Origin of the sequence: Pedobacter nototheniae, assembly GCF_004335085.1 — a bacterium.
Classification (GTDB): Bacteria; Bacteroidota; Bacteroidia; order Sphingobacteriales; family Sphingobacteriaceae; genus Pedobacter; species Pedobacter nototheniae.
On record NZ_RQRS01000041.1, the window covers coordinates 1 to 13,330 of the forward strand.

Here is a 13,330-nt window from a genome sequence, read left to right on the forward strand (position 1 = left end):
TTGTATTTATTAATCATAGAAATGGATGGATAAATCCTGTGACTGGATGGAAAATTATGCAAGCACAAATTGCTATATTTTTTGAGGACAGATTTAATCAATGACACAGTTTATTGAACAGACCCTCTAGATCATTACCAAGTCATTCCAGATCGTTACCAAGTGATTCTAGATAATGGACGACAAAGAATTCCGAAATTGATTTAAGAATTTTCTGATAAGTTAGATAATCTTATTCGCAATACAATGTGCAATTAGTTGCCCATTGTTAGAGATATTTAGGGTGGTTTTAATTAGGTTAAGTCGTTTCTCGATACTACTTAAACCAGAAGGTTCCATCTTTTTTTGCTTTAAAAGATCTGGCATTTCCTTTTGACTTTTACCGCTAGAAAGCAATGAAATAATCATTTTGTCGTAATCGGTAAACTGATGGATATTTTCTTCTTTCTGTTTTAGGTTTGACGAAACGTATTTTTTGTTTTTATAAATTGTTTCTATCGCTGCTTTAAGATCTTTGGCATCATGGCGAGCTTTAGGTACATAACCATCAATATTTAAATCTTTAAAAAGACCATTGGCAATAAGAGAACGGTTTTCGCTCGAAAATACCAACACTTTTATATCGGGTTGCACTTCTTTTACAGCTTTAATTAATGCCCTGCCATCAGCAATTTTTTGCGAAGGATAATCATCGTCAAAAGAAAGATCTGTAATCATTAACTCATAAGGTTCGCCATCGCGAATCGCCTTTTGAACCCTCGTTAATGCATCATCACATTGAAATACATAATCTCTATCAGTAATAATAATTCCAAAATTGTTGATGACATTTCGTAGAGATAGATTCATCATTTCATGATCTTCGACAATTAATACATTTTTGAACATACAATGTTTTTGTTATATAGGAAAAGAGAATTTAATATTAAGCCCTTCATGCGGCTTAGTGTCAAAAGTAATTATGCCAGAAATACTTTTAATACGGGTTTCCGTATTTCTCAGTCCATTACCGGGTAAAAAATTCTCAATACCTTTTCCATTGTCAAAATACAAAATTGTGATGTGCTCCTTATCCCTTAAAAAATTTAATTGTACATGGTTTGCCTCGCTGTGCTTGCTCATATTAGTCATTAGCTCCTGAAGAATAATAAATACTTCAGATTTTACAGCGTCTTTAATGCCGCTCCAAAGCTTGTCTTCATTTCCGTTTATTTCAATACTAACCCTCGTCGATTGATAAGATGAAAACATGGCTGCAAGTTCTTTAGCAAAATCCTGTGTGTATTTTGGTTCGATCCTCTCGTAAGAAAGATCTCTTGAAATGTTGTAAATTATATCCAACTTTTCGGCTACTTCATCTTTTTGCATTTCTGGCCGATTGTCTATTTCATCTATTACCTGATAAATTCTGTTGGCTACACGATCGTGAACTTTTTTAACGTACTTCAACTCTGTGTTTTTAACTTCTAATTTTCTTTTCTGTTTTAACCAAAAATAGCCACCTATTAAAAGTATGATTAGTATACCAACTGAAATTTTTGCAATCAGCATATTTTTTTCTTTTTCTATGTTATCAGCTTTGGCCTTTAAAAGTTCGATTTTGCTTTTTTCCGCCTCGTACTTGATTAACGCAAATTGATTTTTAGCTATGTTGCTTACAGTTTGCAAGCTGTCGCTCAAATCCTCATAAATTTCAAAATATTGTTTTGTTTTTTTAGGTGGACCATAACTCACAAGTCTGTATAGTGCCTGCAATTTATCTTTCGGACTATTTAATTTATTTGCAATACGATACATTTTTTCTGCATAGATTAAAGCAGAATCAGTATTTTTTTTACTATAAAAATAGGAAAGACTAGCATAACTAGAGTTTAAACCCCACAAATCATTTTCTCTCTCACGGATGTTAAGTGCCTTTAAAAGTTCTGGTCGGGGATTATAATTTGGATTTTGAAGCCATTTAGTAAAAGATACATTTGTTAATGCTCGGGCATACTCCAAAGAATTTTTATTTGTTTCCTTGAAAATACGATCATAAATATTTAATGCTTCATTATACTTTTTAAGTTCTTGATAAGCTTTAGCTTTATTATTAAGATACAGATTTATATTCTTAAGGTCCGTTGAAAAATGAATCGCTAAGTCATAAAATTTGAAAGCATTTTCGTAATCCTTTAGCTTATATGTTGCAATTGCAAGGTTATTATAATTTGAACTAAGAAAAATATGTTGGTCTTTTTTCTTTTTGTTAAGATAATAAAGAGCATTTAAGGCAATTTCTTGTGCCCCGAAATAATCCCCCCTTGTTTCTAAAATAATGCCCATGTTTATTAAGCATTTTCCAGCACCAAGGCTATCCTTTCTTGTTAAGAACAAATCTTTAGCTCTGTTAAAATATTGAAAAGCACTATCAATTTGTTTAGCTTCTCTATATTCAAATGCTTTATCGTAGAGAGGATTTTCTTTTTTTTGCTTTTGTATTTCTGTTTTAGGCTTAGTACATGAAAACAAAAATATTAAGGAGAATAAAAGGAGAGAGAGAGATTTCACAGCGTTTCTTTTCTACTAAGTTAAAAAAATAAACAATAATGTTTCTTTTAGGTTAGCTGGCTGTGTATAGCGAATTAATGGATGTAATATTATTAAGGTATTTAAGCTTCTACTGAACGCAGGTTATATTTAAAAAAAGATAAGGCGATTTAATCGCCTTATCTTAAAATAATTAATTAATTTTTGGAGGTGGATTTTGTCCTGTATCTCCTCCTGTTCCAGTTCCTGGGCCAGGGCCTGGTGTAGAACCATCATCTCCTGGATTTCCAGGATCGGTGCTAGTTGCACTTACTGTTGTGTTGCCATTACAGTTTCCAGAATGATTTGTATTCGAAGGGTTAACTAATCCTAAAAGGATAGCGATAAAATATGGAATAAACATGTGTTCAAAAATTTAGAATGTGATATACTGGTAGCTCCCCGAGACCATTCTCGGGGTTTACTACGATTGTGTATCAGAAGGCCTTCTGAAATTTTTGGGAAGTGTGAGTGTCTGTCGCGGGAGCCTATAACTGCTTCCCAATCCGGTTATAAACCTCCGCGATTTTCACTCTTTTAATTAACCAGCTTTTAAATTAAGTATCGGTCATAAGTCGTTACCTTTACTGATTGTGTTGAACAAATGTATGGGGCTTCAAATGATTAGCTATCAAATGGTTCCGAAGATTCCTTTGATTACGGTATAATTCCGGAAAACCGTAAAAATTCCGGAAATTCCGTTCTATTTTTACATTTTAATCCCGAAAAAAAATGCCAGATACCTATACCAAGCAAGTATTTGATTACTATCAAAAAAGAAAAAAAGAAGATTCGCTATCGATTCATTTAGCAGCACCAACTCCAGGAAATTTGCGTGATGAATGTCTTATCGTTTACGAAGAGAGGGGAATGGTTAAAGAGACTCCTGCATTGAGGTCTTTTTTTGGTTCCGTAGATCATGCAGAGGATTATATACAGAAAATTAGAAGATTTGATATTGATAAATTCCGACCAGTCGTAAATTTTTTAATTGAAGAAACAAAGACTACGAAAGACAAAAACCTAAAACTTATAGCATGGTTGATAGATTTTGAATCAAGAGATCGTATACCATTGAATATACCCCAGCCATCAAAAGTAGATGATGGTGGTGTTCCATTAAGGCCTCCTCTGGTTATGCCAACTCATTCAAATGGGAATAGTGATACAGGTAGACAAACTATAAAGAAAGAGGATGCATGGAAAGAGGAGGAAAAAGAATCCGAGCCAGAAAGCAATATTAGTTTAAATGGAGAGGGTAACTTAGGTGATGCGAACGGCGGGCAACCAATCCCAATTGGTACTACCGCTCAAACCCTATTGCCAAAGAACACTGTTGTTATTAAACCAGCTAAGAAGACTCCGAAAATTATAATTACATGTGGTGTTGCGATAATTATATTTATAGCAGCATGCTTAACCCAATTTTGGAAAGATAAAAGCAAACGTTTATTTAATGTAAATCCTTTGATCTCCATTCAAACATGTATGTATTGGACTGGCGATCATTATGAGCAAATTAAATGTGACCAAAAAGGAATTGCGGTTTTAAAAATTCCTTTTAACAAATATGTGTTCGAAAATTTCGAAAAAATTACGCTACCAGATACTTTAACGAGTAATTCTTTAGGTAAGGTTTGGTATTCAAAGCAAAATAATAAGGTAGATTTTTATACAGATAGTGCCGCACATCCTACAGATGATAACAGAAGATTGTTGCCATTAACACAGTATATGCTCAATAAAAATGTTTCTTACAAAAGGTATGTTTTAAATATTATTTATTGGTCTATAGGAATTACGTTTTTCATTCTTCTTTTTGGAGGAGGAGCAATTTATTTAGGCATCGTTATAAGAAAAGGGAAGCAAAATAAAGCAGCAAAGTAAAAATTAAGACTTATAAATGTCTTTCAAAGCATCTATCAGTTGTATAAACTTAAACTTAAAGCCTGCATCCAATATTTTTTGGGCAGATGTATTGTTGCTCATTAATACAGCTTCGGTTCTATCGCCTAATATTAAAGTTAAAACGGCTTTCGGCACTTTAATAGGCCAAAATGGTCTGTGCAATACTTTAGCAATGGTTTTTGTAAGGTTGATGTTGATGGCAGGGTTAGGAGCACAAGCATTATAGTTGCCTTCAATTTTTACGTTTTCAATGGCATCAATATACATATTCACCATATCATCTATATGCAACCAGGGAGTCCACTGTTTTCCTGTACCCAGTGCAGCACCAGCAAAAAAGCGGACAGGTAAATCCAGCTGCGGTAAAGCACCACCAGCCTTAGTAATTACAATTCCGGTTCGAAGTTTAACAATTCTTAAGCTCAATTTTTTTCCTTCATCAACGGCATCTTCCCAAAGTTTGCAGCATTCGGCTAAAAAGCCATACCCATTAGAGCTTTCCTCCGTAAGTATTTCATCCCCACAATCACCATAATAACCAACGGCAGAGGCAGAGATAAAAGATTTTATCTGATGATTAGGATTAGTTTTAATTGTTTTGAAAAGAAGTTCGGTAGATTTTACACGGCTATCTATAATTTGTTTCTTACGTTCTTCAGTCCATTTTTTATCTGCAACTGGTTCTCCTGCTAAATGAACAACGGCATCAACACCATTTACACAATTTGGGTCTATTTCCTGTTTATAAACATCCCATAAAAACACGTTTGGATCATTATTTTCATTCTTTCTGGATAAAGTATTAACGGTGTATCCCAGAGTTAAAAGTTGCTTTTTAAGTGCTGTACCCACCAAACCTGTAGCGCCTGTTATAAGAATCTTTTTAGCCATATTTTTAAAACACTAAAGATACTAAAAGGTTTAGATGAGTGGTATGGAATAAGGGCAGGAGCATACCCTTATATCCTTTACTTTATTTAAAGACCGGCAATTGTTTTATTTTTTGGCGCCTTAACAGAGTAGCTTAATTTTAAAGTTTTAGTTTCATTAGGCAACAGTTTAAGCTGCCACGAAAGCATCCCATTTTCTTTATTTACTTCGGCATTGCTACTTTCTAATAGTTCTGTTTCAATATCACTTTCGGTTGATAATGGGTATTGATCTTTAAGTGAAATTTCTATAGCTTCCTTTTTAGTATTTCTTATGGTAATGGTATAAGTAAAAGTTTGTTTTTTATTACTTCCGATAAATTTGGAGCTGCTAAAATCTGCAAGTTTTTCTTTTTTAATAATGATCTTTTTATCCTTACCCAAACTTAAACTTAAGGTGTCTCTAATGCTTTGAGGGTCAATGTAAGATTTCCCCGTATAAGTATTCTCAAAAATGATATTGGCGTTTCCCGCCTGCAAGTTTAGTTTCTCCCAATCGATTATGTCAGCAAGTAAATAAGCATCGGTGCTTAATTTTGGAGCAGCATAATATTTATATTTTGCAGGCACTTCATATTCCTTAAAGGCAACCGTGTGTGGTTTGTTATCGCTATTTACGTCGTACGGAATATCAATATCGAAGGTTACACCCAATTGGCTTTCGTTTACAGTTGTATAATTATTTATGGTAGATGCGGAATAGCTGGTTGCTTCCTTTCTAACTTTTGCATAGCCAGTTACCACGATTTCATTTAGATGTTTTTCATCAATTTGTATACCTTGAACTTTACCGGATAAAGCACGTTGTGGCTGATTAGCCGATACAAACCACGGGTTTAAATTTGGCGCTGTAATATTATAGCTTGGGTTACCAGTTGATAAGGATAATTTTACCTTTTTCCAGTCTAAACCAGTATTTTGTGTAATAGCGGCTTTGTAAATTACAGCAAGTGGATTAGAAATATTTAAGGCCTTAATATCATAGCTCGCATTCCAGTTTGCATTAGGGGTTACGTAAGAAATATTATAACTGGCATCGGCATTATCTTTAGCCATTACCTGCAAAACCAATTGCCCTAATTGTTGGTTTGGGTTATTTCTAAGTTCGGCAATTTGTTGTTGAAAAGCCTGGATCTTCTCATTTTGTTTTTCCTCAACCAATGTTAACGCTGCAATTGTGTTTCTAACCTCCGCATTTTTGGTGCGGTAATATTCTGCAAGTTTAATCAGCTCTGCAACATTTGTACCTGTATTTGTACCACCCGATTTCCGGTTTTCATCTAATAAAATTAAAGTTTGTTCTTCAATAGTTTTGCTGTTTTTTGTTTTTATTAATTCGGCAGAAACTATTTTTAAACTATCGGTTAATTTTTTGAACGTTGGATTTTGAGCATCTACATTTAAAAAGTCGCGGTTAAACTGTACGGATAAGATGGTAACGCCAGCAGAAACGCCAACTTGTATCGAATTTTCATTTACGCTACCAGAAATGTTATTCACTACAATTTCTGATGTGCCAGCCGGAAGATTAACCTTTCCCTTGTGTGTAAGCTGCGCTCCGTTATTATAAACCGTTACACTTTCTAACAGGGCTTTTGATTTAATTTGTTGCTGTGCCGATAAACTCAATGGGAATAGCAAAGTAAATAGTAGCTTTTTCATTTATTTTTCTTATTATGGTATTGTGAAAATCAATATTTTAAAAAGAAGATGAATAAGATCATGATTTTCCATAACTGATGCGGTTTTTGTTGGGTATTTGTAAAGAATGCCACTCATTTTTGTTCCCAAAAGAAAAATAAGATAGATTTGTAATTGCGTTCTTAACACCCTTTTTCCTTAAAAGATGTCCAAAAAAATTCTAGTTTGGTTTAGAAACGATCTTCGTTTGCACGATAATGAAATGCTGGTGGAGGCGATTGCTAAATCTGATACAATTTTGCCAGTTTATATTCTTGATAAGCGCCTTTTTGGTGAAACAAAATACGGTACCTTAAAAACTGGAAACATCAGGGCCAAATTTATTCTTGAAAGTGTAGAAGCTCTAAGAAACTCTTTAAAACAAATTGGTGGCAATTTATTAATTGTAGAAGGCCAGCCAGAAGAAATTATTCCTCAGCTGGTACAAGAGTATGAAATTACCGAAGTATACCACCATCGAGAAGTTGCCGAAGAAGAAACACATATTTCTTCGTTAGTAGAAAATGGTTTGTGGAAACTTCGCATTAATTTAAAACATTTTATAGGGCATACCTTATATAATAAAGAAGATTTGCCATTCCCGATTAAAGATATTCCAGATGCATTTAATCAGTTTAAGAAAAAAATTGAACGAGACGCTATTATCAAGCCTTGTTTCGCCGCTCCTGATAGAATAAATGTAGCAGAAGTAATTGATTGGGGAATATTACCTGTTCTTGCGGATCTTGCTTTGGAGCCACATGCTATTGATAGCCGTGCAGAACTTGAATTTGTTGGTGGTGAAAATTCAGGTATAAGTCATTTACAAAAAATTATTGTAGCCATGCAACAGGCCGCAACTACTAAGAACTTAATTTTAGCATCCAAACTATCTGCTTGGCTGGCAATGGGTAATTTATCTCCACGTAAGGTTTATTGGGAAATAAAGAAAATGGAAAGTACCCCAAGTACTAAAGCCATGTTTAACCATATATTATTAGGCTTGCTTTGGAGGGATTATTTCAGGTTTATGTTTAAAAAATATGGAAATACATTTTTTCATCCAGATGGTTTCGGCAGTCAAGGTGTTGTAGATTCTGTAAATGAAGACGAAAATTTCAATAAATGGAAAAACGGTCAAACCGGATTTGCCGTTGTTGATGCCGTAATGACTGAACTTAACAAAACAGGTTACATTACCAATATTGCCCGCCAAACTGCAGCTCTTTATTTAGTTAACAATTTAGAAGTGAGCTGGGTTTTAGGCGCTGCTTATTTCGAAGAAAAATTGATTGATTATAACCCCGCAAGTAACTGGGGCAATTGGGCAAATATTGCCGGTGTGGGCAACGATCAGAAAACAAAAAATGTTTTCGACTTGGATAAGAACATCAAAAATCTTGATCCAAAAGGTAATTATGCTTTAACCTGGGCATCATAATTGTTAGGGTAGTGTGAATGAATTTTGAATGATGGAACTTGAGATTTTTACGGTTAATACCAATCATATTTTTATCATTCTATAATTCAATAAATTTCTAATTCAATAATTCTCATTTTAATCGAGATTTTTGCCATTTATATAAGGTAAAATTCTAATTTTGTAATGCTTATAGTAAATAGTTAATAATGGATAAATTATCTTATCTTAATGGCGCAAACGCCGATTATATAGAGTCTTTATATCAGTCATATCAACAAGATCCGGAATCAGTTGAATTTGGCTGGCAAAAATTTTTTGAAGGTTTTGATTTCGGACGTGGGTCTGAAGCTCCTTCAGCAACCGTAGAAACACCTGAACAATTTCTTAAAGAAGTTAATGTGTTAAACCTGATTGATGGCTATCGTAGTCGCGGTCACTTATTTACACATACAAATCCAGTTCGCGAACGTCGTAAACATCTTCCAACTTTAGATCTTGCAAACTTTGGCTTATCAGATGCTGATTTAGAAACGGTTTTTAATTCTGGTGTTGAAATTGGAATTGGTGCAGCAAAGTTGAAAGATATTGTTGCCGTTTTAAAACAAACTTATGCGCACTCAATTGGTGCAGAGTTTAAATTTTTACGTACCCCAGAAGTGTTGAACTGGATTCAGCAAAAAATGGAAAGTGTACGCAATACGCCAAACTTCTCTATCGACGAAAAAAAACGTATCCTTAAAAAATTAAACGAAGCAGTAAGTTTCGAAAACTTTTTAGGAACCAAATTTTTAGGTCAAAAACGTTTCTCATTAGAAGGCGCAGAAGCTTTAATTCCAGCACTAGATTCAGTTATAGAAAAAGGTGCAGATTTAGGAATCGAAGAATTTGTAATTGGTATGGCACACCGCGGTCGTTTGAACGTGTTGGCCAACATCATGCAAAAAACATATAAAGATATCTTTGCAGAATTTGAAGGTAAAAGCTATAATGCAGATACACCTTTTGGTGGCGACGTAAAATATCACTTGGGTTACTCAACCGATGTAACCACTGTAGCTGGTAAAAGCGTTCACCTAAGTTTATGTCCAAACCCATCTCACCTGGAAACAGTAAATGGTGTGGTTGAAGGAATGAGCCGTTCTAAAATCGATTTTAAATACGGAGGTGATAACAGCCGTTTAGCACCGATATTAATTCATGGTGATGCCTCAGTTGCTGGGCAAGGTATCGTTTATGAAGTTATTCAAATGGCTGGCCTTGAGGGTTATAAAACTGGTGGTACCATTCACTTGGTAATTAATAATCAAATTGGTTTCACTACTAATTATAAAGATGCCCGTACCAGTACTTATTGTACAGATATTGCAAAAGTAACTTTATCGCCAGTTTTCCACGTAAACGGTGATGATCCTGAAGCATTGGTTTATGCAATTAATTTGGCAATGGAATACCGTCAGAAATATAAAAATGATGTTTTCATTGATATTTTATGCTACCGTCGTTTTGGGCATAATGAGGCTGATGAACCAAAATTCACTCAACCATTATTATACAAAACGATTGAGAAACACCCTAACCCACGTGAAATTTATGTTGAGCAATTAACTAAAGAAGGCAAATTAGAGGCTGGTTTAGCAAAAGAAATGGAAAAAGAATTCCGTGGTATTTTGCAAGAGCGTTTAAATGAAGCTAAAGAATACGTTGCTGCAAACAGCGAAGTTAAATTTGGTGGCGCATGGGCAGATTTGCGTATCGCTACACCTCAGGATTTTGAAACTTCTCCAGTTACTGCAGTTAAAAAATCTACTTTGCTTGAAATCGGTAAACGCATTACTACTTTACCATCAAACAAAAAGTTCTTCAAAAAAATTGAAAAGCTATTTGATGAACGCCGTAAAATGGTTAACGATACCAACGTTTTTGATTGGGCAATGGGCGAACAATTAGCTTATGGTACCTTATTATCAGAAGGCAAACGTGTTCGTTTAAGCGGTCAGGATGTTGAACGTGGTACTTTCTCACACCGTCATGCGGTTTTAACACTTGAAGATAGTGAAGAGGAATATGTACCATTAGCAAATATTTCAGATCAACAAGCACCATTTGATATCTATAACTCACACTTATCAGAATACGGTGTTTTAGGTTTCGAATATGGTTATGCAATGGCAAATCCTAATGCTTTAACCATTTGGGAAGCGCAATTTGGTGATTTCTTTAACGGAGCACAAATTGTTGTCGATCAATATATTGCAAGCGCTGAAACAAAATGGCAACGTGAAAACGGTTTAGTTATGTTATTGCCTCATGGTTATGAAGGCCAAGGACCAGAGCATTCATCAGCACGTATTGAACGTTTTATGGAGCTTTGCGCAGATTATAACATGCAGGTAACCAACTGTACTACTCCGGCAAACTTCTTCCATGTTTTACGCCGTCAGTTTAAACGTGATTTCCGTAAACCATTGGTCGTTTTTACCCCTAAAAGTTTATTACGTCATCCTAAATGCGTAAGTCCTTTAGCTGATTTTACCGAAGGTGGATTTAAAGAAGTAATTGACGATGTAAATGTTAAAGTTGCAGATGTAACACGTATTGTTTTCTGTAGCGGTAAAATTTATTACGAATTGTTAGAGAAACAACAAGCTGATCAAATAAAACATGTTGCTATTGTTCGTGTAGAGCAATTATATCCAACTCCTGTTGATCAGATGGAAGCAATCCAAAAGAAATATAAAAACGCTACATCAATTCTTTGGGTACAAGAAGAGCCAGAAAATATGGGCGCATGGCCATACCTATTCCGTAGATTGTATAAAACTGCACTAAAAGGTATTGATGTAATTTCAAGAAAAGAAAGCAGTAGTACCGCTACAGGTTTTGCAAAACAACATGCTAATCAACAAGCTTATATTTTGGCAAAAGCTTTAGAGGTTGAAGTAACTGAAGAAGTAAAAGACATTGCTAAAAAAGCAGGTAAAAAACTTGTACAAATAGACTAATAACACAAAAGGTAAAGCTTTCTATCTTTAACCTTTCAACATTAATAAAAAAGAAAATTACAAAAATAAAAATATGAGTTTAGAGATAAAAGTTCCGCCGGTTGGCGAATCGATAACCGAAGTTGTTTTATCACGCTGGATAAAAAACGATGGCGATGCCGTAGAAATGGATGAAGTAATTGCTGAATTAGAATCTGATAAAGCTACTTTTGAATTAACCGCAGAACAAGCCGGAACTTTAAAAACCATAGCTGCCGAAGGTGATACTTTACCAATCGGTGCAGTAGTTTGTAAAATTGAAGATGGTGGCGCTGCCCCAGCTAAAAAAGAAGATGCACCTAAAGCTGAAGAAAAAGCAACAGTTGCTGAAGATAAAACTTCTGCCCCTGTAGCTGCAAAATCTGGCGATAGCTATGCAACTGGAACCCCATCACCTGCTGCGGGTAAAATTCTTGCAGAAAAAGGTGTTGATGCCGCCAGCGTAAAAGGTACTGGTGTTGATGGTCGTATTACTAAAGAAGATGCTGTAAAAGCTGAAGCTGGTAAAAAAGCAGAAGCACCAAAAGCCGCAACTTCGGCGCCAGTTGCTATACCAACAGGAAGCCGTACTGAACGTCGCGAAAAAATGTCCCCATTACGTAGAACTGTTGCAAAACGTTTAGTAGCCGTTAAAAATGAAACCGCAATGTTAACTACTTTTAACGAAGTTAATATGAAGCCAATTATGGATTTACGCGGAAAATATAAAGATCAATTTAAAGAAAAATTCGGTGTTGGTTTAGGTTTTATGAGTTTCTTTACCAAAGCCGTAACAGAAGCTTTAAAAGATTTCCCTGCAGTAAACGGTCGTATCGAAGGAGAAGAATTAGTTTACAATAACTTTGCTGATATCTCTATCGCTGTATCTGCTCCAAAAGGTTTAGTAGTTCCGGTAATTCGCAATGCAGAAAGCATGACTTTGGCGCAAATCGAGAAATCGGTATTGGAATTAGCTTTAAAAGCTCGTGATAGCAAATTAACTATTGAGGAAATGACAGGTGGAACATTCACAATCACTAATGGTGGTGTGTTTGGCTCAATGATGTCTACACCAATTATCAATGCGCCACAATCAGCTATTCTAGGTATGCACAATATCGTGGAACGCCCAGTTGCAGAAAAAGGTGAAGTTGTAATCCGTCCGATGATGTACGTTGCCTTGTCTTACGATCACAGAATCATCGATGGACGTGAGTCAGTGGGTTTCTTAGTTCGTGTTAAACAATTATTAGAAGATCCAGCTCGATTATTATTAGGTGTTTAACCTATAAATATAATTAAGCTAAAAATATAAAGCCTCAGCCTTTGGTTGAGGCTTTGTTGTTAATTAGAAATCTTCACACTAAGACCATAATCCAATTATAATAAAAGCTGTAACAATATTTTAACGTTTTTCTCCTTTTTACACAATATGTAATGAAATAAATGGTACTTATTTCATTAGTTTTTATCAAAGGAAATCCAATATTTCTTTCTCACATCTAGTTTTATTAAAGCCCACCATTGTATTTACCACTTCATTTCTTTTCTCAAAACGCCTTAAAACACTTATAAAGGATAAAAGTTTGGGATTATGATTTATTTTTTAAGCTTGAAAACCATGCTGTTAGGATGTTTAGGTGAAATAAAGGGTTTGTTGGTTTTGCTGTTTTGGATAATTTTTCTACTTTTGCAACCCGCTTCGGAGGAAGAGGAATTGAGGAGAGTGGTTGAAAAGAGAGAGCGGCAATTATTTTCAAATAAAAGTTGCGATTGAATAAAAGATTGCTACCTTTGCAGCC

9 protein-coding genes are annotated in these 13,330 nt (G+C 34.9%); 4 read left to right on the forward strand and 5 right to left on the reverse strand.

The window, feature by feature from the left end; genetic code table 11:
- Window positions 1–222: 222 nt before the first annotated feature.
- From EHC72_RS22205 to EHC72_RS22215, 3 genes are all read right to left on the reverse strand, one after another.
- Complete coding sequence (locus EHC72_RS22205) at window positions 223–888, reverse strand: response regulator (protein ID WP_131539915.1); 666 nt, start codon at window positions 886–888, stop codon at window positions 223–225.
- 12 nt (window positions 889–900) lie between these two features.
- Window positions 901–2,550 carry a tetratricopeptide repeat-containing sensor histidine kinase gene (locus EHC72_RS22210; RefSeq protein WP_131539916.1) on the reverse strand — a complete coding sequence of 550 codons (1,650 nt, stop codon included), beginning with the start codon at window positions 2,548–2,550 and terminating at the stop codon, window positions 901–903.
- A gap of 172 nt (window positions 2,551–2,722) precedes the next feature.
- Window positions 2,723–2,932 carry a hypothetical protein gene (locus EHC72_RS22215; protein ID WP_131539917.1) on the reverse strand — a complete coding sequence of 70 codons (210 nt, stop codon included), beginning with the start codon at window positions 2,930–2,932 and terminating at the stop codon, window positions 2,723–2,725.
- A gap of 368 nt (window positions 2,933–3,300) precedes the next feature.
- Between EHC72_RS22215 and EHC72_RS22220 the strand changes: the two genes are divergently transcribed.
- The gene (locus tag EHC72_RS22220) at window positions 3,301–4,455 is read left to right on the forward strand and encodes a hypothetical protein (RefSeq protein ID WP_131539918.1); all 1,155 of its coding nucleotides are present in this window, start codon (window positions 3,301–3,303) and stop codon (window positions 4,453–4,455) included.
- 3 nt (window positions 4,456–4,458) lie between these two features.
- Here the strand turns inward: EHC72_RS22220 and EHC72_RS22225 are convergent, their stop codons facing one another.
- A complete protein-coding gene (locus tag EHC72_RS22225; protein ID WP_131539919.1) occupies window positions 4,459–5,367 on the reverse strand; it encodes a TIGR01777 family oxidoreductase in 909 nt (302 codons plus the stop codon).
- 86 nt (window positions 5,368–5,453) lie between these two features.
- Window positions 5,454–7,067 carry a DUF4139 domain-containing protein gene (locus EHC72_RS22230; RefSeq protein ID WP_131539920.1) on the reverse strand — a complete coding sequence of 538 codons (1,614 nt, stop codon included), beginning with the start codon at window positions 7,065–7,067 and terminating at the stop codon, window positions 5,454–5,456.
- A 184-nt stretch (window positions 7,068–7,251) separates the two neighbouring features.
- On the opposite strand from EHC72_RS22230, the gene EHC72_RS22235 reads away from it, so the two are divergent.
- The 3 genes from EHC72_RS22235 (at window position 7,252) to odhB (ending at window position 12,813) form a co-directional block, all read left to right on the forward strand.
- Window positions 7,252–8,526, forward strand: coding sequence for a DASH family cryptochrome (locus EHC72_RS22235; RefSeq protein ID WP_131539921.1), 1,275 nt, complete (start codon window positions 7,252–7,254; stop codon window positions 8,524–8,526).
- Window positions 8,527–8,714: 188 nt separating this feature from the next.
- Window positions 8,715–11,510, forward strand: coding sequence for a 2-oxoglutarate dehydrogenase E1 component (locus EHC72_RS22240; RefSeq protein ID WP_131539922.1), 2,796 nt, complete (start codon window positions 8,715–8,717; stop codon window positions 11,508–11,510).
- Between the two features lie 73 nt (window positions 11,511–11,583).
- Window positions 11,584–12,813 (forward strand): 2-oxoglutarate dehydrogenase complex dihydrolipoyllysine-residue succinyltransferase, encoded by a 1,230-nt coding sequence (odhB, locus tag EHC72_RS22245; RefSeq protein WP_131539923.1) that lies wholly within the window; start codon window positions 11,584–11,586, stop codon window positions 12,811–12,813.
- The last annotated feature ends 517 nt before the right edge of the window (window positions 12,814–13,330 follow it).

Bases quoted from the DNA above. Each gene is read 5' to 3' on its own strand.
- EHC72_RS22230 (WP_131539920.1), bottom strand. From the start codon at position 7,067: ATGAAAAAGCTACTATTTACTTTGCTATTCCCATTGAGTTTATCGGCA.
- EHC72_RS22215 (WP_131539917.1), bottom strand. From the start codon at position 2,932: ATGTTTATTCCATATTTTATCGCTATCCTTTTAGGATTAGTTAACCCT.
- odhB (WP_131539923.1), top strand. From the start codon at position 11,584: ATGAGTTTAGAGATAAAAGTTCCGCCGGTTGGCGAATCGATAACCGAA.
- EHC72_RS22225 (WP_131539919.1), bottom strand. From the start codon at position 5,367: ATGGCTAAAAAGATTCTTATAACAGGCGCTACAGGTTTGGTGGGTACA.
- EHC72_RS22220 (WP_131539918.1), top strand. From the start codon at position 3,301: ATGCCAGATACCTATACCAAGCAAGTATTTGATTACTATCAAAAAAGA.
- EHC72_RS22235 (WP_131539921.1), top strand. From the start codon at position 7,252: ATGTCCAAAAAAATTCTAGTTTGGTTTAGAAACGATCTTCGTTTGCAC.
- EHC72_RS22240 (WP_131539922.1), top strand. From the start codon at position 8,715: ATGGATAAATTATCTTATCTTAATGGCGCAAACGCCGATTATATAGAG.
- EHC72_RS22205 (WP_131539915.1), bottom strand. From the start codon at position 888: ATGTTCAAAAATGTATTAATTGTCGAAGATCATGAAATGATGAATCTA.